This window comes from Ohtaekwangia kribbensis (genome assembly GCF_042676245.1).
Lineage (GTDB): Bacteria > Bacteroidota > Bacteroidia > Cytophagales > Cyclobacteriaceae > Ohtaekwangia > Ohtaekwangia kribbensis.
Window position 1 is genome coordinate 2,250,269 of sequence record NZ_JBHTKA010000001.1, and the last position, 24,540, is coordinate 2,274,808.

Annotated in this window: 16 protein-coding genes; 12 read left to right on the forward strand and 4 right to left on the reverse strand. The window is 44.8% G+C overall.

Annotated elements, in window-relative coordinates:
- Nucleotides 1-6,939 (reverse strand): T9SS type B sorting domain-containing protein, encoded by a 6,939-nt coding sequence (locus ACFQ21_RS09100; protein ID WP_377577948.1) that lies wholly within the window; start codon nt 6,937-6,939, stop codon nt 1-3.
- Nucleotides 6,940-7,375: 436 nt separating this feature from the next.
- Entirely contained in the window at nt 7,376-8,146 is a 771-nt protein-coding gene (locus tag ACFQ21_RS09105; RefSeq protein ID WP_377577950.1) for a hypothetical protein, read from the reverse strand.
- A 353-nt stretch (nt 8,147-8,499) separates the two neighbouring features.
- Between ACFQ21_RS09105 and ACFQ21_RS09110 the strand changes: the two genes are divergently transcribed.
- From ACFQ21_RS09110 to ACFQ21_RS09125, 4 genes are all read left to right on the forward strand, one after another.
- Nucleotides 8,500-8,631 (forward strand): hypothetical protein, encoded by a 132-nt coding sequence (locus ACFQ21_RS09110; RefSeq protein ID WP_377577953.1) that lies wholly within the window; start codon nt 8,500-8,502, stop codon nt 8,629-8,631.
- A gap of 80 nt (nt 8,632-8,711) precedes the next feature.
- Entirely contained in the window at nt 8,712-10,601 is a 1,890-nt protein-coding gene (locus ACFQ21_RS09115) for a tetratricopeptide repeat-containing sensor histidine kinase (protein WP_377577956.1), read from the forward strand.
- A 3-nt stretch (nt 10,602-10,604) separates the two neighbouring features.
- Nucleotides 10,605-11,321: a LytR/AlgR family response regulator transcription factor gene (locus ACFQ21_RS09120; protein ID WP_377577958.1), complete on the forward strand. Its 717-nt coding sequence runs from the start codon at nt 10,605-10,607 to the stop codon at nt 11,319-11,321.
- A gap of 59 nt (nt 11,322-11,380) precedes the next feature.
- Entirely contained in the window at nt 11,381-12,520 is a 1,140-nt protein-coding gene (locus ACFQ21_RS09125; protein ID WP_377577961.1) for a toll/interleukin-1 receptor domain-containing protein, read from the forward strand.
- Here ACFQ21_RS09125 and ACFQ21_RS09130 read toward each other — a convergent pair.
- Nucleotides 12,503-13,939: a L,D-transpeptidase family protein gene (locus ACFQ21_RS09130; protein WP_377577964.1), complete on the reverse strand. Its 1,437-nt coding sequence runs from the start codon at nt 13,937-13,939 to the stop codon at nt 12,503-12,505. The genes ACFQ21_RS09125 and ACFQ21_RS09130 overlap by 18 nt on opposite strands.
- A gap of 149 nt (nt 13,940-14,088) precedes the next feature.
- Here ACFQ21_RS09130 and ACFQ21_RS09135 point away from each other — a divergent pair, with 149 nt between their 5' ends.
- Entirely contained in the window at nt 14,089-14,550 is a 462-nt protein-coding gene (locus tag ACFQ21_RS09135) for a pyridoxamine 5'-phosphate oxidase family protein (protein ID WP_377577966.1), read from the forward strand.
- 6 nt (nt 14,551-14,556) lie between these two features.
- Here ACFQ21_RS09135 and ACFQ21_RS09140 read toward each other — a convergent pair whose 3' ends face one another.
- The gene (locus ACFQ21_RS09140; protein ID WP_377577969.1) at nt 14,557-15,954 is read right to left on the reverse strand and encodes an MBL fold metallo-hydrolase RNA specificity domain-containing protein; all 1,398 of its coding nucleotides are present in this window, start codon (nt 15,952-15,954) and stop codon (nt 14,557-14,559) included.
- Nucleotides 15,955-16,164: 210 nt separating this feature from the next.
- Here ACFQ21_RS09140 and ACFQ21_RS09145 point away from each other — a divergent pair, with 210 nt between their 5' ends.
- The 7 genes from ACFQ21_RS09145 to ACFQ21_RS09175 all read left to right on the forward strand — a co-directional run bounded on the left by ACFQ21_RS09145 (nt 16,165) and on the right by ACFQ21_RS09175 (nt 24,528).
- Entirely contained in the window at nt 16,165-17,019 is an 855-nt protein-coding gene (locus tag ACFQ21_RS09145; RefSeq protein ID WP_377577972.1) for a universal stress protein, read from the forward strand.
- Nucleotides 17,016-19,415: a heavy metal translocating P-type ATPase gene (locus ACFQ21_RS09150; protein WP_377577975.1), complete on the forward strand. Its 2,400-nt coding sequence runs from the start codon at nt 17,016-17,018 to the stop codon at nt 19,413-19,415. The genes ACFQ21_RS09145 and ACFQ21_RS09150 overlap by 4 nt, the downstream gene beginning before the upstream one ends.
- Before the next feature lie 4 nt (nt 19,416-19,419).
- Nucleotides 19,420-19,617 (forward strand): cbb3-type cytochrome oxidase assembly protein CcoS, encoded by a 198-nt coding sequence (gene ccoS / locus ACFQ21_RS09155; protein WP_377577979.1) that lies wholly within the window; start codon nt 19,420-19,422, stop codon nt 19,615-19,617.
- Nucleotides 19,618-19,661: 44 nt separating this feature from the next.
- Nucleotides 19,662-21,035, forward strand: a complete 1,374-nt coding sequence (gene hemN, locus ACFQ21_RS09160; protein WP_377577982.1) for an oxygen-independent coproporphyrinogen III oxidase — start codon at nt 19,662-19,664, stop codon at nt 21,033-21,035.
- A 185-nt stretch (nt 21,036-21,220) separates the two neighbouring features.
- Complete coding sequence (gene ccoN / locus ACFQ21_RS09165; protein ID WP_377577985.1) at nt 21,221-23,350, forward strand: cytochrome-c oxidase, cbb3-type subunit I; 2,130 nt, start codon at nt 21,221-21,223, stop codon at nt 23,348-23,350.
- 40 nt (nt 23,351-23,390) lie between these two features.
- Nucleotides 23,391-23,585, forward strand: a complete 195-nt coding sequence (locus ACFQ21_RS09170) for a cbb3-type cytochrome c oxidase subunit 3 (protein WP_377577988.1) — start codon at nt 23,391-23,393, stop codon at nt 23,583-23,585.
- Nucleotides 23,586-23,589: 4 nt separating this feature from the next.
- On the forward strand, nt 23,590-24,528 hold the full coding sequence (locus tag ACFQ21_RS09175) for a cbb3-type cytochrome c oxidase N-terminal domain-containing protein (RefSeq protein WP_377577991.1): 939 nt from the start codon (nt 23,590-23,592) through the stop codon (nt 24,526-24,528).
- Nucleotides 24,529-24,540: the final 12 nt, after the last annotated feature.

A 24,540-nucleotide genomic window follows, 5' to 3' on the forward strand; every position in this document is an offset into this window, starting at 1 on the left:
TTAACGAATCAGGGTAACATCACCCAATCGTGTAATGCGTTGCCCGTCTGACTGTGTCAAGGCAATCTTGTAAACGTATACACCGGCCGGCATAAACTTGCCGTTACGATCGTAGCCATCCCATCCTATATCCGGGTCACGGCTTTCAAAAATCAGTGTGCCCCAACGGTTAAAGATCTGCATGGTATATTCCGTGATACCGCTCACTTTCGGCATAAACACATCGTTGATGCTGCCTGCTGTAGGACGCCCACCCGAAGGACCGGCAGCACTTGGTGTAAAGGCATTGGGTATTACAATCGAACCGCCCGCAACGGCTACGATCTCCTGCTGTGCTGTATCGTAACATGCCAGTACACCATCCGATATGCCATCGCCATTCCGGTCCTGATCACCGTAGTCTCTTCCGGCCAGCAGGGTAACTACATACGTACCTTCCTGTTGATAGGTATATTTCGGTTCAAAGTCAGAGGATGTACCGCCATCACCAAAGAGCCAGGTATATATATCTGCGCCTGTAGAAAAATTGGTTATATCCAGTTCCGTATCCGGAACATAGATAACACCCGAGCGCACCGCGAACGAAGCCTGCGGAACATCAAACACCTGTATACCTTTAAACTCTGCATCCGCAGATTGTCCTGTAGCAGAATAACTGGCCGTCATGTACAGATCATATATACCGGGGTTGCTGATCTTGAACACGGGGTTGCGTAGGTTCGAGGTAGTAACCAAGGCTCCCTGATTATATACTTTCCACAAGAACGTATCGGCACCGGTGGTGGAGTTCATCACCTGTATACTTACCGGGTAACATGCCGCAGTAGGTGTTGCGATAAACGAAGCCTTCAATTCCTGTACCGGTATATTAATCTGTTTGCTTACGATAGACACGCAGTACTCACCGGCCTGCGATGCCATCCGGTTAACCGCAGTGAGTGTAACATTCTTTTGGCCCGGAGAGAAATATTGTACATCGTTTGTAATGCCATCACCTTCGGAAACCGCAGAGTGCTGTCCGAAGTCCCAGATATACTCGAAGTTTTGTGGTTCAATGGAAGGACTTGTGTTGGTAATCGTAACCTGAGACACCTCTCCTTTTACAATGGATACCGGACCGACCGAAAAGTCTACTACGGTTCCTCTATAAACAGTTATCGGCTTTTTATACTCTGCTCTGCAACCTTCATTATTGAAAGCTTCATATACCACTTCGTAGATGATCGGATCTTTCGAAGTATAATTGTTCAATGTAAAGCTTACGGCACGTTGTGCGCCAGGCTTTTCGTCCAGGCGTGCCGTTGTGCCCAGCTCGCGGTAAAACCATTTACCATGATCAACACCGGCTGAATTGTCGCGGAACGTTACAGTTTCTCCACTGCAAACCGAAGCATCTGGTTCCCCTATATTAATCGCAATAGCCGGGAACACCGTTATTGACTGCGTGGTATATTTCTCAATACAGGCTGGATGCTTGGCAAACAATTTCACCGGGTATACTGTGGACTCCTGGTTGGACCCTATCGGGAAACGGTGTGTGATCTGTTGTGCGCCCAGCGGCAATGTACCCGCTGTAATTTCTGTGATGGTTCCGTCAGACCATTCCCAACGATAGTCTACTCCGTTCTCAACATTCCAGCCAAACGTAAACTCTCCGCCATCACATTGTGTACCCGAACCTGATACGGTAAATACAGGATTTACCAGTATAACATTTACCGATACCGGTGGTGGCAATTGCCCAACAGCACAACCATTCGCATCCGTAACACTTACCAATGTATAGGTATCATTCGCTTTAAAATCAGGTATAGCAATGATCGTATTCTTTCCGCCCTGACGCTTCGGAGATCTTCCCGTTAAGACAGAGCTATATTCATATTCGATGGGTGCCGTACCCACGGTAACATCCAGCAGCAACGACAGCGGATCACCGTAACAAACTTCGGTTGCATTTGCGCGGAATGTTACCTGCGGAATCGGATTAATAGTGATCGTCACTTTTTCGGTTTTTCCTTTTACCTCACACGACACAGGTGTACCATGTAACGTAGATATACTGCGCGTTAATCGCCTGTAATGACGCTGCTCTCCTTCCGGACGTATTGTTGTCAATACAGTAGGATCGTATGCTATACCCGTAGCACCCGGTATCGTTGTCCATTCCGCATCATTGTTCAAATTACCCGTTGCCGACTCCTGCCATTCATACGTATAATTGCCTACATCACCGGAGGCAGGTGCTAATTCTTCTATGCGCGCAGGATCTGCTCCTGAACATATACTTTGATTTGTACCGATAAGACCACCGTAGAACACAGGCGGATTCACCAGGAATGCCACGGCAGGTTGAGAAGCACAGCCTTTCGCATCTTCTACTACAATGGTATAGGTACCGGGCAACAGGTTGGTAAACGTTAAAGAATTACTACCCGTCAGTTTTACAACATTCAGATCGCCGGCACGATTGAGCGTGGCCGAATAGTCAGCAGTATTGCTGCCACCGGAGAATGAAACTGTTATGGCACCATCGCTGGCATCTTTACAACTGACATGAAAGCCGTTGGCATCCGTCAGTACATTTACACCGGTGATAGTTACCTGCGAAGGTTGCATCAGCACAACGGTATTGGTAGTAGCTTCGCAGCCATTGGCATCTTTTACACGAACGCTATAACTGCCTTGTCCTAAATTTTCGAATACACCATCGAGATTCGCATCGGTCGCACCCGTCTGCAATATTTTATACTCGGTATACGGAGTTGTTCCACTGGCAACAGTAGTGCGTATAGCACCATCTTTTGCCAGGAAGCACGTTATATCTTTCTCCACCGCCAGCGTTGCCTGTGGAGCATCTGTAACCGTAATTACTTTGGTAGCCTCCGGACTCGCACAGATAGCATTGTTCTCACGAACTGAAAGAATAACATCTTCTTTCAAAAAGTTTACAAGTATATTTCCGGTCGTCTGTCCTTCAATAATATCAGCACCACCAATGGAATTATCCGAAGCCCTGCGAATCTCCCAGTTATATACGGATGCAGGATAATTATTGGGCGATACATTAAATGCTATACCGGTATTGTCTTCACAAACCACATCTGCACCGCGGATCACCGGTCGCGCAGGCGCTGATAGTACGGTGATCGTTTTTTCAATCACACGACCACTGCAACCACTCCGCTCAGCTCGCACCCGGATGGTGCCGGTATATACATTCGGGAATTGCAGCATCACATAAAAGTCATTTTCCGTTCCACCACCAAATACCACGAACTGTGTCGGTATGTCCCAATAGTATTTTGCTCCCGGTATAGGTGTAACCTGGTATATCTCCACATTGGACATTATTGATCCCTGACAAACCGACTCGCGACCGAAGATTGTTGTGATAGACGGACTAGAGTTTACCACGATGTTCAGCTTCGCCAGGGTATAGCATGCCGGTGCATCGCGATAGGTAACACGCGCATAAACTTCTTTGGCATAGGTAACCATAATAGGTTGTGTGATCGGAGCTACATTATTGAAAGCATCAGCCTCGCTGTTATACCAGGCTATATTCACGTTCGCTTCACTGGTAATGGAACCGGTATACTGCGCACCCATCAGGTTAATTCCGGAAACTGTGCCACTGCCCGGAGTCTCTTCACAAAGTGTTACCAGTCCGTTCATTACTTTCGGCAACGGTCTTACGTTGACAGTAACACGGGCATCGCTTGTACAACTCGTATTCAACTCGCGGACGCGTGCTATATATACCTGTCCGTTGGCAACATTTACCTGTGCTGTAGCCGGGTTGGTGATCAACGTACCGGTGGGAGGTGCCGCATCTTTATACCACGTTACTTCACGCTGACCAGCTGCCAGCGGTGTAACTGAATTATCATAATTAGAAAGGATCACACTCGTGGTGCCATTGCTTACTTCGCATTCGGTAAGATTCAGGTCATTTATCAACGGAGGGTTTACACGCGTAAGGGTAACAGACGATGGATCTGATATACATTTACCACTGGCACTTGTTACCGTCCACGTTACTACAGCACTGCCCGGTGCTGCCGGTAAATTTCGTACCGTTGTCTGCGGATCGTTCGGATTATCGAACATTATACCGGGTTGCGTACTGGTCCATGTACCAACAGCGCCATAGAGCGGAGCTGCTGCATTCAGTTTCACATAGTCGTTACAAACAAACGGCATATTTACACCGGCATCTGCATTCGGCTTGCGATCCATGATAATATTAATTGTTTGCTCTACCGAATTACAGGAACTGGAGGCATTGGGTTGCGCTGAGAGTTTTACCTGTATGGGAGCACCGCTCGTATAGTCATTCGCAGTAGGTATATAGGAAGCTTCAACAGTATATATACCCGAGCCGGTTATGGTACTGGCCGTTACCGTACCCGTGCCGGAAACAAGTTGCCAGGAGGCTTGTGAAAATATACCTTCTACCGTGCCGGTAATTTTAATCGGATCAAGCTTCGTTGCATCCAGGCATATATCCTGTACGTTGGAAGCACTCACACGAATCGGCTCATCAAAGCGAATGGTCACTTCATCGGATTTCAAAAAGCAATTATTACCACCGCTGCTGATCGACCAACGAAAAGTATAATTACCATAGGTATAGGTTGGTCCTTTCAACTCCACCATCGAAGTTGGAGATGTAGGTGTAACAATTGTAACCGGACAAGCATCGCCACTACAACCGGGCCCGCTTACTACAGTCCAAGTACCAGAACCAATAGCCGGTGCGTTGCCTTGCAGGTCTGCAATCTGCGCACATACGGCGCGGTCTTGTCCTGCGTCCGGATCAGAAGGATTGGTACCGAAATCAATAATAACATCATCAAAGCTGGAACATAATCCATTGACTACAGTCCAACGCATTCTATATACACCGGCATACGCGGCCTGCACCGATATAGATGTATGTGGATCATTCGCATGGGTAGAAAAAGCCGGTGCCGGTAAACCTGCCGGTATACTGGACACATACGACCATACCCCGGTGCCTGGAGCCGGGTTGCTTCCATCCAGTGCAGCAGAACTCAATGATGTACAGATAAACTGATCCTGACCAGCGCTTGCTTTTACAGGCTGCGCAAAAACTTCAACGATTTCTTCATTACTATATACTTCATTACATCCGCCATTCTTGACAACAGCACGAAAGGTATATACACCCGCAGTTAAAATTCCAGGTGTGATCGATGCACCCGAAGCACCTCCGGTATATAACTCATAATTACCGGCATCTTTTTTGACTTCCCAGCGCGCAATGTCACCGGTATAGCCGCTCAGCGTTATCGGACTCACAGCTACATTTTCACATACATCGGCTACAGGTGCCAGCACACCTGCAACAGCAGGCTTGTAAATACGAATGGTGAACACGCGTGCCTTGGCACAGGTAGGTGCCGCAGTATACTGACGCGTAACGGTTATGGTGCGATCTACATATAGGGCCGTACCAAAGTTTGTAATGTTGGTTGAGAACGTTGCTGAAGACGCAGAGCTCGAAGTAAGCGTTACACCGCTGGAACCTGTCCATATATAGGATGTAGCACCGCCTACCGGTTCAACAACCGGTGCAGGCAGTGATACCGTTACAGGACTCCGGTTACAAACATCGGTTTGAAGAGGAATAACGGGATCGGGAACGGTGAGACTTTCACGTATAGCACGCACTACTAAAGTTTTTGGACTTTCACAATTGGTAGCACCAGCTGTTGTCGCCTGGTGACTTACCCACACTTTCATAGCACCTGCTGTTGTGTTGTTTACCCATTCCGGATGCGCTGTTATGGCGAGTGTCCTGCTCGTTGCAATCAAACTGCCGGGACGATCCGGGTTCGGAATATTTGCATACCAACGAACTATATTAGCAGTAGGTACACCGGTTACCGTAAAAGCAGACGGTGTTGTACCATTGCAAACGGATTGATTGGTTGCTACAGGTGCCGTGGGCGGAGCTACAATTCTTATATAGGATGTTCTTACAACGGGAGGGTGATCACCATTCGCTGCATCAACCGGAGGACCTGGTATAGCAGGATCATCATACGGATTACAAAAGTTCCAGTAGCGTAACGTGATCGCAAATGAATCGCCTGCCTTTGGAAAACCTGCACCAAAGCCACCGGGTGCCGAGATGAGCAACGAAGGTCTTCTGCGTGCATCTTCATAATATACGGGGCTTGCCATAAAGGCTATACCGCGCGGGTCGTTATAGTTTGTAATGACATTAGCACCGCCATTACCCGTTACCGGAATACCATCAATGCTGATATTCGGAATCTTGCTTCCACTTCCTGTATTGTAAATGATCTGTTGCCAGCGGCCTTCCGTATTGGGAGTTTCAATAGGATTGGGAGGAGTCTCTATATATTGAGAACTACAGTTCCATTTACTTTCGTCTTTAAAGGATATACCAATGTTATCTCCTTCGCAGACAAAGTGCTCCGTTAGTCCGGTACCCGGAACAACAAGTCCAATCTCAGCTCCGTTGTGATTATCCGTTCTCCAGGAAGCGATCTTCTGCAACTGTCTTGTATTTGTACAGAGCACACCGTTATATCGCAGCGTGATAACCACCGGATACTCGCAATCACTCTCGGCCGGAAAAGTATGTGTTCGTGCAGCTGAATATTGTGTATTACCAGTTACTAGCGGAATTACTTCCTGCGGACTTCCATCACTCCAGTCATATATAAGTTCCAACGTTCCTGCCGGTACCGGTGATGTAAATGAAACGTTGTACGTTACGTTGGCATTAACGGGGGCACATAGCCCTACCGGGAATTTGTTACTACCCAGCGATGAGACAGCAGGCAAGCCTACACATTGGGCAAAGACTCCCGCTGCGGGAAAGAGTGATAGAATTAGGAACGTAACAGACAATACCAGTTTTATACCTGATAAACGGATCATAGTTGGGGGTTGTTTTTTCAAAAGTTCAATACGACTACCTTCCTATAATTTCAGCTAAAGACAATTCCGACATCGCAGTACAAATAATATTCGCCTTAGGTAGAGTAGATGAGAAAGAGGCGAATAGCAACACGGTAATTCTTAGGCTTACGAGAAACTGTTATAAACCAATGTTGATACTTCTATATCCTGTACATTTATAATACAAAAATAATATACCACTTACGGCACATTTTTCAAAAAGAAGAATGAATCTTACGCAGGTAGTGCAGGTAAATAAGTTTTGGTCTCGCTAAAGAAAATATAGCAGTGTAGAGAGAATTGCTCACCGCTATAACAGCATAATAAATCAACTTGAGATTTTGAAACAATAATACGTATACCCTCACCGTGGTAACCAGGGCAAAAGATACGTTGCAACATGAGACAACTTCCGCTACAAGTCACTTATTCCAAAAGTGGAAGATCGGTTGGGCGCTATATTATTATTGGAATATTCTTTAAAATATACAGCGAGGCGTTTTTCCACCGCCATTTTTGATTTACGAAGTTCATGAACCGAAAGGCTTGCATTCTTCAGCGATGTATAGGGCTCTTCGGTACGCACCAACACCGTTCTTCCGCCAATGGGATCAAACGCAGTGGACACACCTGAAAAAACTCCCTGCATCACCGAGGGAGTTTGCCGGTCTCCTATTTTATAGATGTGATGAAATACCTTTCCTTCATCTGCTTTCATTAAAATGAAAATACACCCCTTCTTACTATATATCTCGCCTCTGAATGTATAGGCAGGTCCTTTTAACTGAAATTCGATCTTACCGTCTTTACGCTGCTCGATTTTTACGGGCGACCGGAGTATATATTTTTCTTTTTCTGAATTTCTGCGAACATAACTATAATAATTACCGATAAGACTCATGATCTGCGGATCTTTATCCAGCTCTATATGCGCTATAAAATTTTGAAAATTTTCAAATCCTAAATATCGAGCAATATTATCCAACTGAGTGATTCGCAATCCAATTGTATCATTTTTCTTCTTGTCCTTTATTGGGTATTGAATTTTCCAATACAGGTAATCACTCCCTATACCTTCTATCTTCTCTGAAATAGTCTGCAAATTTTTTGTCGAAAGCTCCAGCCCTGTCTTCTTATGCAATGCATACAACAGTTTATGCAAATGATCAACCTTTACTTTACTCATATACTAACAAGTTAAAAGAAATAGAAAACAATTTAGAAAAAAGAGTAAAAAAACAGGAAGAATACGCAGTCCTATCGACAATATCTTAACCATCCTATATCTACACCTTTACATCACGCTAGCGCGATCGATCAAACTATAGTAAGGCGCTTACAGCTGTGTTGCTTCCGTGGGGAAAGTTACCAGCTATAAGCCCCACACTCCCCCACATTTCAAAAAGTAAATGTCTGCGGCAGGCTGCCGCGGAGACGGCAGTAAATCAATATCAGGTCATTCACTTGACCTGACCCGGGATTTCCATGCCCTTTCTCAAGCAGCACGTCACGGACGACCCTAACCAAAAATTTATAACAATGAAAAAACTAGCATACATCTTTTTATTTATAGCGGGCCTCACGGCTGTAAGCTGCACAGAAGAATCGGTAACACCGACTAACTCCGAGGACGATCCGATCGCAATTCCCCCTCCTCCTACCAAGCCGTAAGCGTGTGTTATTTAAAAACGGTGAAGCTATACTTCACCGTTTTTTTGTTTATCTTGTGAGCAATACCTGTAGTTATACCTATGAAGCTTGCATACCTGCTCGCGCTTGCTCTATGTATCCCGTTGTGCTGCACTGCCCAATCAAAAACAGACAGCCTCAAAACACTATTAGCTACAGCCATTCGCGAGAACGATCCCGACAAAGCAGCTTCGCACCTTTCACATATCGGTTATGATTTCTTAACAGCACATGAATATGACAGCGCCCTGTCCTGCTACTATAGATCCATCCGGTACTCCACTAAAAAGCCTGATCTCACCGCATCAACCTTCGAGTGCATGGGCGTTGCCTATAACAACAAGGGTTTCTCAGACAGCACGTTATTCTATTACAACAAAGCACTCGCACTTTATGAAGAAGCCCGTGACACTACGCATATTGTAATTATTGAGACGAACCTTTCGCTTCTTTACAAAAATCTCGGCTTGTACGAGAAGTCTCTGGAACACGCCTTTCGTGCGTTGACTATATTAGAACATCAAAAGCCTGACCGCACGCTGGCATCTTGCTATAACACCATTGGCGCAGTATACGCCAAATTAGAAGACTACACCAATGCACTGCTATACTATAGCAAAGCCCTGGCAATACGAAAGCAAATTGATTACACGAAGGGCATCGGGCAATCTTACAACAACATAGGTGAAGTATATATCAGCCTGCATCAGTATGACAGTGCCTTGAAAAATCTATTCCGTTCTGTTGATATTAAAAAGAATGCAGGCGACCGAAATGCTGTTGGCACCACCTTGAACCTGATCGGTGAAACATACCTGTCTCAAAATAAAGTAAAAGAAGCGGAGTCGTATTTCCGGGAGTCGCTGGCTATAAAGAAAGAATTTGGAGAACGCCTTAACGAAGCCATCGCGTTAAATAACCTGGGCAAAGTAAAACTGCTATCGAATGATTTACCCGCTGCAGAAAATTTTATACTCGAAGCGGAAGATCACATACGCGTGGCGGGTTCGCTGGACGAACTGCGAAAAAACCTCGAGCTAAAAGTACAACTCTACAGCAACCGGTCTGATTATAAAAAGGCACTGCATTTTGCCAATGAACTGATGATCGTAAAAGACAGTCTCCTGGATCATGAAAAGGTGGAAAGCCTCACCTCGATGCAAATACAATATGAAACGGAGAAGAAGGAACAGCAGATCAGTATTCTCGAACAAGACAAAGCACTGCAACATGCTGAAATAAAAACCAAGCAAACCTGGATACAAAGTCTCATCATTATAGTTACCCTTATAACTGTTATAGCAGCATTGTTATACTATGGCTATCGGCAGAGCCAGCGTAATAAAAACCGGGTAGAGAACTTGTTAAAGGAACTGCATCACCGGGTAAAAAATAACCTCCAGGTACTTTCAAGTGTATTAAGTCTTCAATCACGACACCTTACAGATGAGAATGCGATACAAGTAATCAAGAGCAGTGAAAGTCGTGTTAACACCATGGCACTCATTCACAAAAAACTATATAGTGATCAGGACAACCGTACCATTAACATGAAGGAGTATATACAGGAACTGGTGACGTACCTGATGCACACATACGGATTGTCACATAAGCTGGAGTTTACCCTGAACAGTACTGATATATACCTGGATGTTGACAAAGCGATTCCCACCGGGCTAATATTGAATGAAATTGTAAGCAACGCCATGAAGTATGCCTATAACGAACATCCTGCACCAGCCTTGCAAATAAGTATATCGGCTCCCCAGTCGAGTGAACTGATCCTTCAGGTCACTGACAATGGCCCCGGTATACCGGAGGCAGCACAGCATGAGACACCGCAATCATTTGGACTGCGCATGGTAAAAACACTAACACGCGAGCTTAAAGGCAAGATCAGCGTACAATCTTATACCGGAACTACTTTCACGTTACAAATACCAGTTACCTGACCTATGGAAAAGATTAAAGTACTTATTGTTGAAGACAAGCTCCTGATCGCGGAAGATATCGCGCAGCGTTTGGAGAAGCATTCACTCGAAGTTGTTGCTACATGTTCCAGCGGAGAAGAAGCGATCGAAAAAGCAAAAAGCAAAAATCCGGATCTTATCCTGATGGACATTGAATTAGCAGGAGCGCTGGATGGTATATCAGCCGCGCAGATCATTTCAAAACAACTGGCAATTCCGATTATCTACCTCAGCGATTATACTGACAACAAAACACTGGATCGCGCCAAGAAAACACAACCTGCTAATTATTTAACAAAGCCATTTAACGAAGCAGATCTGATACGGGCTATTGATCTCGCCTTTAGCAATGCCAAACATATACCCGCTGCCGGCAACCGTTTAGCGCGACCTGCATTTGTAAGAACAGAAAGCCAGGTATATACCAAGCTCAACCTGGAGGAGATTCTATACCTGGAAGCTGATCGGTCGTATTGCAAAGTAATTACCGACACCCGCACGTTTACATTGTCTACCAGTATGAACAACGTTTACGAGCAACTGAACCATGAAGATTTTGTTAAGGTGCATCGCTCGTACATCGTGAACGTAAGCCGGATTACCTCGCTCGATGGAAACAGTATTAAGATGGGGGAAATAGAAATACAAATGAGCAAGGAATATCGTGATGACCTGATGGGACTTTTAAAGATCATACGGTAATACTTTACAAAGCCTTACGGTATATTTCCGAATCGCATAGCACTATATGAACCGGAACCATGAAAGCCAAGAACTATACCTATGACGTCTTCATATCGCATGCGATGGAAGACAAAGAGGCCATTGCTAATGAGCTCGACAAAAAACTTGTTGAGAAGGGACTGCGTGTATGGTATTCTGGAAGAAATCTTAAAGTCGGTAATCCTCTGGCAACTTCAATTCATGTCAACCTGAATCAATGCCGTTTCGGAGTAACAATACTAAGTCCAACCTACATTTCGAAGTATTGGACATTGAATGAGTTCTTCTTTTTTATGAAACGTGAAGTAGATGGCGAAAGGACTTTATTGCCTGTACTTTATAACATTACCCCAGAGGAACTAGCTACTAAATTCGCACCGATGGCCAATATTGTTTCCCTCAGATCTGAGCGTGGAATTGATTTCGTTGCGAACAAACTATTCGAGGAGATACAAGAGCAACTCAAGAGCGAAAAAATCACACCCAGGAAATTTATAGCTGATACCATTAGAAAAAGGTCTTTCATCATATCAGCACTAACTGTACTTGTGCTGTCTATAGTATATTTTTCTACAACCTTTATCAAGTTTACACCTCCATCCGACCTGGTCGAACAAACCATTCGCAAGCGGATAGAATTACTGCAGCAAAAAGCAGATCACGATCTGAATGCCATGATCGAAACGGAGAATGGTAAAGTAGCGCCGGCACAAAAGATCAAAGATATTTACTCGGCATACGTCAACACCCGCTCCCATTATCGCAATGAGTATATATTGCAAACTGGTTACTCCGTGATCCGCGCCAAGCGTAATGTAGAAGCTGCCCTTGCCACGGATATATCCAACATCTCACCTTTTAATCTCTATAGCTTTACATCACCACACATATACAAACTTGACTCTGCGCTTGATCGGAGCCATCGCAGGGAACGATACCTCTTCTACAATACGCAACCGGTAACTTACCAGATCGGAAAAGCAACCAACGAAGAAGGTGAGCATAAAGTAAGCGTTACCTATGAAAACCCCATGCGCATGGTATACACCACGCTTACGTTTCCATTTTCAAATAAGGGCACTAAATATCAGCAGACGGACATCACGGCTTTACGGCCGGCAGAAACCTATACCTTTGCTCATGAAAATGATGTATGGATCCTAAAGACTGTGGAATAATTCTGCAGGCCTGTAAAGTTCTCTGAGTAACGTTCGATCCAGTCCATATAAATCCGGATACAGTTTCAATTCACCTGCAACCACTTCGCAGGTATAATATCGTATGTGTATAGGAACAGCCGGCACTACATTAAAGGTTCGTTTCTTTTCCAGGTATATATAGCGATCAATGGTATTCGAATGCTCTTCCCCTGAACGCTCAAAAAGATACCGCGCCAGTTCTACTGATTTCTCCATTCGAATGCAGCCGTGACTGTAAGCACGCACCACGTTACTAAAAAGCTTTTTGGCATTGGTATCGTGCAGGTACACAGCATACGGATTATCGAATGAGAATTTAATAATACCCAGCGAATTATCAGTGCCTTCGCGTTGACGGAGTATATATGGAAAATTGCGCTTATTATACTGTTGCCAGTTAATCGTTGATGGATCTATAATCTTTCCTTTTTTATCAAGCACGTCAAACCGGTTACGGCTCAGGAACAAACTATCTTTTTTTATTTCAGGGAGAAATTCATTGACAGTTATCTTTCTGGGAACACTCCAGAAAGGATAGATTGTAAAGCAATCAATATAACTACTCAAAATGGGCGTAGGCGTATCACGTTTACCGACAACAATACGCGACTCAAGTACAGAACGATCACCATCCATTACCTTCAGTTCGAACGAAGGTATATTGATCCATACGTAAGGATCACCGAAGCTCGTTGTATCCTTGCGCCAGCGTTCCATATTTATAGCTATAGATTGAATCGTTTTATTGGCAGCAAGTGTATCAGACGTTGATCCTTCCATCAGCGCTATATGCTCAGACTGTGGCACTGTATCCAGCAGCGTATGCAGCGCTTTTTTAAGATCGCTATAGGGCCGTTGTTCCGGTTCATGTTCTTCGATCACACTACGAACATTTTGATCGTTCAACGCCCGCAATGCAGCAAACACACTGCTGTCGCACAACACTGCAGCGGTTCTTCCTACACTAACATCCGACACAAACTGAAAGAATGCATCGGTTAACAATACATCCAGCCTGAGCTGCGCGGCAGTGTCCTGCTTATGTTTATACAAAACCATAACTTCCGGCATATGGTAATGCTGTGGCAATAAACCATACCTGCGGGATGTCCGCAGTATCGTTACAAACGTATCAGCCTTTGCAGAAAATCCATCGCCTGCCAGCCATACAGGTAAATGTCCGTTGCGCTCATAGAACGTGAGCACCGACTGTCGTTTTAAAAGACGAGCATATACCGGGTGTGCAGAATCGCGTGGCAACAGTATCGGTTCGCGTTCATAATCCAGGGACAACTCGCCTGCTTGACCGGCCGTAGTAAGCGATGACCGGCAGCATACGGTCAGGATGACTACAGACAACAGTACACATACATGGAAGATTTGTTTTATATCGTTCATCGCAATAAGTATGAGAGATGCTCTGAATTTATTCAAACAAACCTAGTCGTGATTTGCATTTTCGCCTATGACCACCATCAAGACATGCCATGACGAAAGTCAGTGCAAAATGGTTTTCTGAGATATACCTTTATATAAAACCAAGCATTATGATCGGTTTGTTAACCCAACAGCAAAGCGAATATATTTTGCAATGCAACACCGTAGGCAGAATCGGGTGCTACGCGAACAACAAGGTACTGATAATACCCATCACGTACGTATTCAGTCAGAAGTGTATTTACGGGCATTCGTGGGAAGGAACCAAGATCAGCATGATGCGAAAGAATCCGCAGGTATGTTTCCAGGTAGATTCGATCGACAACCTCGCCAACTGGCGCAGCGTTATTGCGTGGGGAAAGTTTGAAGAACTGAAAACTGAAGTGGCACAAAACAAAGTCATCCGGTTGTTTCACGAACGACTGGCTCCGTTAATGCTTGGAGAAACCGTAAATGTCGCGCGCGAATTTGCCGATCCGCCACACATTGTACAGAAAAAGAGAAAGCCTATACTATACCGCATAGGCCTTACCGAAGTTACCGGTCGATACGAAAAGCAAACTACACTATAATCAGAATCAAATTCCGGAGAACAGCGTAACAGTTTCAAGGTACTGCGGTTCCACAACATTCCACCCCAGCTGCTGGCGTATAGCCTGTGCGTAGGCTGCAAGGTTAGCACCTTCACCGTGCACGGTAAATACAAGTTTAGGTTTTGCTTTGAAATGTTGCATCCATGCAAACAACTCCGGTCGGTCGGCATGCCCTGACAACGATGATACATTAGCCACCCTGCATTTTACAGGCACTTGCTCACCAAATATTCGGATAAACGGTTTACCGTCTACCAGGTCTCTGCCGCGCGTGCCTTCGGCCTGATAGCCGGCTACCAACAATGTATCCTGTTCATTAGGCAACCGGTGATACAGGTGATGCAAAATTCTCCCTCCCGTCATCATACCACTGGAAGAAATTATGATCGCGTTGTTTTTAATTTCATTCAGTGTTTTGGAATGCTTCGAGTTTTTTACAAACACCAGCATGTTCGTTTCCATCTCACGCGCAAAAACTGCATGATTGAATTTAACCTTATGGTAGTCCGGGTATTTATAGTATAGATACGTTGCCGAAATCGCCATCGGACTATCAATATATACCGGTATATCCGGAATCTTGTCTTCCTGCATCAGCTTATGCAGATAGTATAGCAGCACCTGTGTGCGGCCAACGGCAAAAGCCGGAATCAGCAGCACACCATTATTGGACACCGTTTCGTTTACAATGCGCTCCAGGTCTTTGGCGGGATCGTACACCGGGTTATCCTTATTACCGTATGTTGATTCTATGAACAGCACATCGGCTTCTTCAATCGCAGTCGGTGCATTGAGAATAGCATCAGTATCACGCCCGAGGTCGCCCGAGAAAACTATTTTCTTCTCCTGCTTTTCTCCGGTAATAAACATCTCCGTAATAGCCGACCCGAGCAAATGACCTGCATCCGAAAAAACAATCGTGATGTTATTATTAATATTCACCCGTTGTCCATACGGCAGCTTCTTCACCAATGGAAAAACAGACTGCGCATCTTGTGTAGTATAAAGCGGTTCAGGCTTTTCATGGCGCGAATATCCTTTTGAACGGGCAAACGATGCTTCTTCTTCCTGCAGCTTGGCTGAGTCGAGCAACATAATTTCCATCAGGTCAGCCGTAGGTTCGGTACAATATATTGTTCCGTTAAACCCTTCCTTTACAAGTTTGGGTAAATATCCGGTGTGATCGATATGTGCGTGACTGATCACTACTGCGTTAATGGTAGAAGGATCAACCGGAAACTCATCCCAGTTTCGAAGGCGAAGTTCTTTCAATCCCTGAAACAATCCACAGTCAAACAACAGTCTGAATTTTCCTACACTCAATAAATAGCGTGAACCTGTTACCGTGCCCGTGCCTCCCAGAAATTTTACCTGTACATCCATTACTGAATTTTTAGTTAAGAATGAGACAATAAAAAATTATAAAACCTGACAAAAATCATTTTTACCGATGACCGATCTCAAAAGATACGCACAATACTGTAAATACTTTTGATATACAAAAGAAGTGGATCAACGACACGATTACTGCCGTGCCGCTACAAACAGCAATAAAACAGCAGTCTCAAATCTAACCCATAAAGCTATATCGATATGAAAAAGATTCTTGTTCCCTGCGATTTCTCCAGCACTGCCGTTAATGCATTCCGATTTGCGCTGGATGTAGCTGCACAATCAAAAGGCACTGTGCATTTACTGCATGTCATTGAGTTACCCGTGCTTCATGACTCGATCATTATGCCGGTTCTGTCTTTTGAACAACAAATGCTGGATGAACTGAGAGACAAAGCTGAAAAGGGATTCGACAAAATCCTGAGCAAGTATAACAAGACTGACGCTGTTGATGTCGCGATGAAAGTAGAGTTTGGAGCACCTTCCAAAATTATTCAGAACTATACAAAAGACCATGCAATTGACTGCATCATCATGGGATCGCATGGCGCCAGTGGTGTCAAGGAATTCTTCATTGGCTCCACAGCCGAGAAGATTGTACGACACGCCAGTGTACCCGTACTCGTGCTGAAAGATTACTATAAAGGACCGGTGAAGAACATTGTATTTCCGCACACATTAGATATAGAAGACGAAGAAGATCTGGTAGCAAAAGTAAAAGCGCTGCAGAATTTCTTTAAAGCAAAACTGCACATTGTCTGGATTAACACACCGTTGAACTTTACAAACGACTCCGTAAGCCTCGAGCGATTAACCAGTTTTGCAAAACGCTACAATCTCAAGGATTATACTATAAATATTTATAACCACGTTGAACTGGAGGAAGGCATACTGGAATTCAGCAACTCCGTAAAGGGAAACGTAATCGCCATGGGCACGCATGGTCGCACCGGACTCGATCGCCTGATCTCCGGAAGTCTTACCGAATCCGTTGTAAATCACTCTAAAAAACTGGTATGGTCGTATGTAATGAAAGAAGAACTTGTTGAAGCATGATGATGGATACTGATGTTGCTCCTGACGTGAGCGTTGATTTAAAATGTTTTCATTGCGGACAAACCTGTGAAGAAACGTTGTGGCTGGATGATAAAGCATTCTGTTGCTACGGCTGTAAAACAGTATATGAAATTCTGAACAGCAACAACCTGTGTCAGTATTACGACCTGGATAAAAATCCCGGTATACAACTGAAGCATAAAAGCGATGAAACGTATGCCTACCTCAATGAGAAAGACATTCGCAAGAAATTACTCGATTTCGATTCTGATACTTTTGCCAAGGTAAATTTCTTCGTACCGGCTATACATTGCGTATCGTGTATATGGCTCCTGGAAAATCTTCACAAGATCGAACCCGGTGTCCTTCGTTCGGAAGTACATTTTACGAAAAAGACAGTCAGTGTAGATTTCAATCCGCAGTTGGTAAAGCTGAGTACCATCGCACAATTGCTCGCATCAGTTGGATATATACCGAAGATAACACTGGAAGATCATATAGTGGACAAACCTAAAACAGACCGATCGCTGGTAATGAAATTATCGCTGGCGGGCTTTTGTTTTGGCAACATCATGTTATTTAGTTTTCCGGAATATCTCGGCATCGATCATTCGGAGAAAGACCTCATGCGTATTTTCTCATGGCTAAACCTCGCATTAGCTATACCGGTATTTTTCTATAGCGGCTTCGACTATATAACGTCTGCTTTCAAGAGTTTCAAACAAAAGCAGGTAAACATTGATGTACCGATTGCTGCAGGACTCATCGCATTATTTGTACGCAGCAGTTACGACATTATTACAGCTACGGGCGCAGGTTATCTTGATTCATTTACCGGCCTGGTTTTCTTTTTACTCATTGGCCGATGGTTTCAGAATAAGACCTACGAAAGTCTCGCGTTCGATCGCGATTTCACCGCCTATTTTCCATTAGCCGTTAACAGGCTTGAAGAAAGCGAATGGAGACCTGTTGTTATTTACAAATTACGAAGAGGTGATCAGATCCGCATTCGAAACATGGAGATCATTCCGGCTGACAGTAAATTACTCGATGCCTTCGCATATATCGATTACAGCTTTGTTACAGGCGAATCAAAACCAGTAAAAGCATTGCAGGGAGATATAGTATATGCCGGTGGCCGCCTCATCGGCACTCCCGTAACACTGGCAGTTGAGAAACAAACATCGCAGAGCCACCTCACCAGTTTGTGGAACAACGATGCCTTCAAAAAAATAGAAGAAAGTAAATATCAAAAGATCATCGATCGTGCCGCACGCAGGTTTACCTGGATCGTGCTCGGTATAGCCTTTATCACGGCTATATATTGGCAGATCACCGAACCATCTTCCATGTGGCTCGTGCTTACCTCGGTATTGATGGTGGCTTGTCCGTGTGCGCTGGCGCTCGCAGCTCCGTTTACCCTGGGCAGCATGCTGCGTATATTGGGCAAAAAACAACTTTACCTGAAGAATGCAGATGTCATTGAACGCATGGCCACCATCGATGCCATTGTATTTGATAAAACCGGCACGATAACACATGGCGATGAACCCAACATATCATTTACAGGTGAGTTACAGGAAGAAGATCCGGGAAGAATCAAACTACTCACCAGTTATTCTACGCACCCGTTAAGTATGCTGATCACCAAACACCTGAAGTATCTTTCGAAAGATGCCGTTCAGGATTTTAAAGAACTACCGGGACAAGGGATACAAGCTACCGTTGCTGGCAAAGTATATAAGATCGGATCGGCTGCATTTACCGGGTTCCGCTATAAAATTGATCAGGAGGCATCGCATGTATTTATAGCGATCGATGATAAAGTAAAGGGATATTTTGTGATCAAAACATCGGTTCGTAAAAACATGAAGGGTATGTTGCAGCGACTGGGCCGTAAATGCACTGCCCTGCTCAGTGGCGATAATGAAACTGATAAAGAGCAGATGAAAAAACTTTTTCCGGCTTCCACGCAAATGCTCTTCAATCAAAGTCCACAAGATAAACTGGACTATATAGCAGCCTTGCAACGCCAGGGTAAAAAAGTAATGATGATTGGCGATGGCCTGAATGATGCTGGTGCTCTGAGACAAAGTGATGTTGGCCTTGCCGTTACCGATGACACCGGAATCTTTACACCGGCATGCGATGGTATACTCTACGGTGCGCACATCACGCAGCTTTGCAGAATTCTGAAGTTTGCACAGTCATCTTCCATCATACTTAAAATTGGTTTTGGAATTTCATTCTTCTACAACGCTATAGCATTGTCGTTTGCAGTAACAGGACACTTAACACCACTTGTGGCCGCTATCATTATGCCGATCAGCAGCATTAGTGTTGTTGGGTTCAGCACACTTGCCGTAAAGATTGCAGCCTCACGTATTAAAGTATAGAATTATGGGAATTATCACCTTATTAATTACGATCAGTATTACCATCGCAGTAGTTTTCCTGGCGGTGTTCTATTGGAATATGAAAAACGGGCAGTATGACGATACGTATACCCCCTCCGTTAGAATGCTGTTTGATGACAAACCTGCACTGCCTGAAAAAAGCTCTCCGGAGAAAACTGACAAAAATCAGGTTCATGCTTGATTCGGGTCATTCATAAAAATTAATGGATGAAGCTACTTTGAATCATGACTTCATATCCATCACAAGCTGCCTTACTAAAGAAGTATGACGTACCAACACCACGTTATACCAGTTACCCGACCGTTCCCTATTGGGACACGCAGTCTTTCACTACCGAAAGATGGACCAAAGCCCTGCGAAGAACGTTCCACGAAACCAATACCGAAAAAGGAATCAGTATATATATACACTTGCCGTTCTGCGAAAGCCTCTGCACATATTGCGCCTGCTCCACACGCATTACCAAAAATCACAAGATCGAAATTCCCTATATACAGGCTCTGCTGAAGGAGTGGGATCACTACAAGTATATATTTCGTGAAAAGCCCGTAGTGCGTGAATTACATTTGGGCGGTGGAACGCCTACATTCTTCAGTCCGCAGAATTTACGCTGGATGATCTCGTACTTACTCGAAGATGTTGAGCTGCATAATGATTTCGAGATGAGCTTCGAAGGACATCCGAACAACACGACCTACGAACACCTGCAGACACTACACGAACTCGGTGCAACCCGTGTGAGTTTTGGTGTACAGGATCTGGATGAGAAAGTACAACGCACCATTCACCGCATACAACCTTTTGAGAACCTGCAGCAGGTAACCGAACAGGCTCGTGCCATCGGTTATGAATCCGTAAGCTTCGACCTTATTTACGGTCTTCCCTTTCAAACTCCATTTACAGTTTCCGATACCATTGAGAAAGTATTGACACTGAAACCCGATCGTATTTCATTCTATAGCTATGCACACGTGCCGTGGCTAAGACCGGGACAACGTAATTATGAGACATCCGATTTACCTTCACACGCGCTGAAGAGACACCTGTATGAAATAGGAAGACATTTACTTCGCAAAGCCGACTATGCTGATGTTGGTATGGATCATTTTTCACTGAGACATGATTCCCTTTTCAAGGCGTATGTCTCCGGCAAGCTTCATCGCAATTTTATGGGCTATACCACTACCAACACCGAGTTACTGATTGGTCTTGGTGCTTCTGCTATCAGTGATGCCAAGTACGCGTATGCGCAGAACGAAAAGAAAGTAGAAGAATACCTCGGTGCTATTCAGCACAACGCATCGGCTATTGTAAAAGGACACATTCACAGCGATGAAGATCTGCTGGTAAAACAATGCATTCTGCAGATAAGCTGCCAGGGTGAATTAAGTCGCGAGTTAATGATGCAGGTTGTCGATGCCAACATTCTCAACACGTTAACGGAAATGGAAAAAGAAGGAATACTTTTTCTCTATGAAGAAGGAGGACTTAAAGTGACAACTGCAGGCGAACCGTTCATTCGAAATATCTGCCGTGTGTTCGACAAGCGGATGAACGAAGAAGACAACAACCGCGTGATATTCAGCAAAGCGATATAACATAACTCAGTAATCTAAACAATGCATGACCCTTGCTCTTTGGCGAGGGTCTTTTTGCATATATACCCTTCAGCGTGTATCCTGACAAAAATCAGGTATCCTGATAACAACAGTCATCTTCCATACATCATACCACCTCTACTTTTATTGCCAAGAATATTTGATACAAAACGCTGAGCAAGTTTATGGAAGTAGAAAAATTCAGTTATGACAACAAGATCGTAAAAGCGTTCATGATCGCTACGGTCGTGTTTGGATTGGTAGGTATGTTGGTTGGTCTTACTGCGGCCATCCAGTTGGTATACCCGATCTTTAATTTCGACACGCAGTACACAACTTTCGGGCGCATTCGTCCATTGCATACCAACGCCATCATCTTTGCCTTTGTAGGCAACGCCATGTTTGCCGGAGTATACTATTCAATGCAGCGCCTGTTGAAGACACGCATGTTCAGCGACAAGTTGAGCTGGATACATTTCTGGGGCTGGCAACTTATCATTCTCGCGGCCGCGATCACACTGCCGCTGGGTATGACTACTTCCAAAGAATATGCAGAGCTCGAGTGGCCGATTGATATAGCGATCACACTCATCTGGGTTGTGTTCGGATGGAACATGATCGGCACCATCATCAAACGCAGGGAGCGACACATGTATGTTGCTATCTGGTTTTACATCGCCACGTTTGTAACGGTAGCGGTACTGCACGTGGTAAATTCATTCGAGATGCCGGTAACATTTTTCAAAAGTTACTCTTGGTATGCCGGTGTGCAGGATGCATTGGTGCAGTGGTGGTATGGACACAATGCCGTTGCATTCTTTCTTACCACTCCGTTTCTCGGTCTCATGTATTACTTCTTACCGAAGGCCGCAAATCGTCCGGTATACTCCTATCGTTTGTCGATCATTCACTTCTGGTCATTGATCTTCATCTATATATGGGCAGGTCCGCACCACTTACTATATACATCACTGCCTGACTGGGCACAATCATTGGGAACTGTATTCTCCATCATGCTCATCGCCCCATCATGGGGAGGTATGCTGAATGGTCTGATGACACTCCGTGGTGCGTGGGATCGTGTTCGTGAAGATCCTGTTTTAAAATTCATGGTAGTCGCTATTACTGCGTATGGTATGGCTACACTGGAAGGTCCGCTGCTATCCCTCAAGAATGTTAATGCTATAGCACACTTTACCGATTGGATTGTAGCACACGTACACGTAGGTGGTTTAGGCTGGAATGGTTTCCTCACCTTCGCCATGCTATACTGGATAACACCACGCATGTGGAACACAAAATTATACTCTACCAAACTTGCTAACGTACACTTCTGGCTAGGCACACTCGGTATCATTTTCTATGCCCTGCCGATGTATGTATCCGGTGTTGTGCAGAGTTTGATGTGGAAAGAATTTAACCCGGAAGGATTCCTGGTATATAAAAACTTCCTGGAGACAACGGTACAGATACTGCCGCTGCACGGACTGCGCGCAATCGGTGGTGCCCTATATCTCACCGGTGCCATCATCATGACCTATAACCTGGTGAAGACAGCTTTCGCAGGAAGCTTCCTCGCGAACGAAGATGCCGAAGCCGCACCGCTTGCCAAAGTATATGTACAGAAAACCGGAGGCTGGCACAATCGCCTGCTGGAACACAAGCCGGTATTGTTCACCGTGTTAACCATAGTAGCTATACTCATTGGTGGTGCGATTGAAATGATACCAACATTCCTGATAAAGTCTAATGTACCGACCATCACCAGTGTAAAACCGTATACACCGCTTGAGCTGCACGGTCGTGATATATATATCCGCGAAGGTTGCGTGAACTGCCATACACAAATGGTTCGTCCATTCCGCTCAGAAACTGAACGTTACGGTGAATATTCCAAAGCAGGAGAATTCGTATACGATCACCCGTTCCTGTGGGGATCAAAACGTACCGGACCGGATCTGCATCGTGTAGGTGCTAAATATTCCAACAGCTGGCACTACAATCACATGCTTGCTCCGGATGCCGTCTCAACAGGTTCTATCATGCCAGCGTATCCGTGGTTGTTCGAGCAGGTGATCAACAAGGGAGACACACGTGGCAAGATAACAGCGCTTCGTACCATTGGTGTTCCTTATGAAGAAGGATATGAGAACGATGCGAACAACGATCTCGAAAAACAAGCCAGTGAAATAGCAGGCACACTGAAAGCAGATGGTATAGAAGTAGCCGAAGATGCTGAGATCATCGCGCTGATCGCCTACCTGCAACGACTGGGTACGGATATAAAAGCAGAGAAAACAGCACAGTCAGAATAAAAATTGAGAACTGACAAGTTCAACCTAAAACAGTAAAGCCATGTATAAAAACGTCCTTCAAAGTATAGAGAACATCGCGATCTGGCCGGTAATCTCCTTCGTTATATTCTTCGCATTTTTCCTTTGCCTGCTCTTGTGGGTATTTACTACCGATAAAAAGATCATCGACAAAATGAAGGCATTGCCCATGGAAGATGCAACTTCTGAAAATGAAAACACAAACCGTAAACAGTAAGACCATGAGAAAAGCAGTGTTGTTTATTGTATTCATGATCTATACCGCCAGCGCCTTCGCTCAGGAAGCGCAGGCAGCGAAAACTTTCTGGGACGATCCGGTTAACGATCCCATGTTTCCGATATACCTCGTAACAGCATTTATACTATTAGTAATTATACTCGTAGGCGTTGTAGCGCTATACCTGGTAAAAGTAGTAAACATGCTGATGACGGAAACCGAAAAAGCAAAAGCGGCCAAACTCGGAATACCCTATGTTGTAAAGCCATCGCTATGGAACAGGTTTGCACAGAAGATGAATGCCTCTGTTCCAATGGAAGCTGAAAAAGATATCGAGCTTCATCACGATTACGATGGTATAAAAGAACTCGACAACCATTTGCCGCCATGGTGGAAGTGGCTTTTCTACGGAACAATTGCTTTCTCGGTGGTATATATAGCTATATATCACTTCTCCGATACACTTCCATTACAGGATCAAGAGTATCAACAAGAGGTGGCACTGGCTGAAGAGCAGGCACGGAAGCTGAAAGCAGCGCAACCACAGGAAGAGATCGATGAAAATGCACTTGCATTTACCAACGACCCGGCATTGATTGAAAAAGGAAAATCGGTATTCAACGGTAACAACTGCGGTGCCTGCCACAGGAACGATGGTGGAGGAAACACAATCGGCCCGAACCTTACGGATGAGTACTGGCTGCATGGCGGTGATGTTAAACAAGTTTTCAGCACCATCAAAAATGGCGTTGTGGAAAAGGGTATGCCAGCGTGGGGAAAATCGATGAGTCCGCAGGATGTACGAAATGTAGCCTTCTTCATTATGAGCTTACAGGGAAGCAATCCTGCCAACGCCAAAGCTCCGCAGGGGGAATTATTTAAAGCAACAGCACCGGCTCCGACCGCAGCGTCTGACAGTACAAATGCACAGGCATCGCTATAGCTATAGCGACCA

Excerpts from the sequence above, each read along its gene's own strand:
- ACFQ21_RS09100 (WP_377577948.1), bottom strand. The coding sequence starts at position 6,939 with ATGATCCGTTTATCAGGTATAAAACTGGTATTGTCTGTTACGTTCCTA.
- ACFQ21_RS09105 (WP_377577950.1), bottom strand. The coding sequence starts at position 8,146 with ATGAGTAAAGTAAAGGTTGATCATTTGCATAAACTGTTGTATGCATTG.
- ACFQ21_RS09110 (WP_377577953.1), top strand. The coding sequence starts at position 8,500 with ATGAAAAAACTAGCATACATCTTTTTATTTATAGCGGGCCTCACGGCT.
- ACFQ21_RS09115 (WP_377577956.1), top strand. The coding sequence starts at position 8,712 with ATGAAGCTTGCATACCTGCTCGCGCTTGCTCTATGTATCCCGTTGTGC.
- ACFQ21_RS09120 (WP_377577958.1), top strand. The coding sequence starts at position 10,605 with ATGGAAAAGATTAAAGTACTTATTGTTGAAGACAAGCTCCTGATCGCG.
- ACFQ21_RS09125 (WP_377577961.1), top strand. The coding sequence starts at position 11,381 with ATGAAAGCCAAGAACTATACCTATGACGTCTTCATATCGCATGCGATG.
- ACFQ21_RS09130 (WP_377577964.1), bottom strand. The coding sequence starts at position 13,939 with ATGAACGATATAAAACAAATCTTCCATGTATGTGTACTGTTGTCTGTA.
- ACFQ21_RS09135 (WP_377577966.1), top strand. The coding sequence starts at position 14,089 with ATGATCGGTTTGTTAACCCAACAGCAAAGCGAATATATTTTGCAATGC.
- ACFQ21_RS09140 (WP_377577969.1), bottom strand. The coding sequence starts at position 15,954 with ATGGATGTACAGGTAAAATTTCTGGGAGGCACGGGCACGGTAACAGGT.
- ACFQ21_RS09145 (WP_377577972.1), top strand. The coding sequence starts at position 16,165 with ATGAAAAAGATTCTTGTTCCCTGCGATTTCTCCAGCACTGCCGTTAAT.
- ACFQ21_RS09150 (WP_377577975.1), top strand. The coding sequence starts at position 17,016 with ATGATGATGGATACTGATGTTGCTCCTGACGTGAGCGTTGATTTAAAA.
- ccoS (WP_377577979.1), top strand. The coding sequence starts at position 19,420 with ATGGGAATTATCACCTTATTAATTACGATCAGTATTACCATCGCAGTA.
- hemN (WP_377577982.1), top strand. The coding sequence starts at position 19,662 with ATGACTTCATATCCATCACAAGCTGCCTTACTAAAGAAGTATGACGTA.
- ccoN (WP_377577985.1), top strand. The coding sequence starts at position 21,221 with ATGGAAGTAGAAAAATTCAGTTATGACAACAAGATCGTAAAAGCGTTC.
- ACFQ21_RS09170 (WP_377577988.1), top strand. The coding sequence starts at position 23,391 with ATGTATAAAAACGTCCTTCAAAGTATAGAGAACATCGCGATCTGGCCG.
- ACFQ21_RS09175 (WP_377577991.1), top strand. The coding sequence starts at position 23,590 with ATGAGAAAAGCAGTGTTGTTTATTGTATTCATGATCTATACCGCCAGC.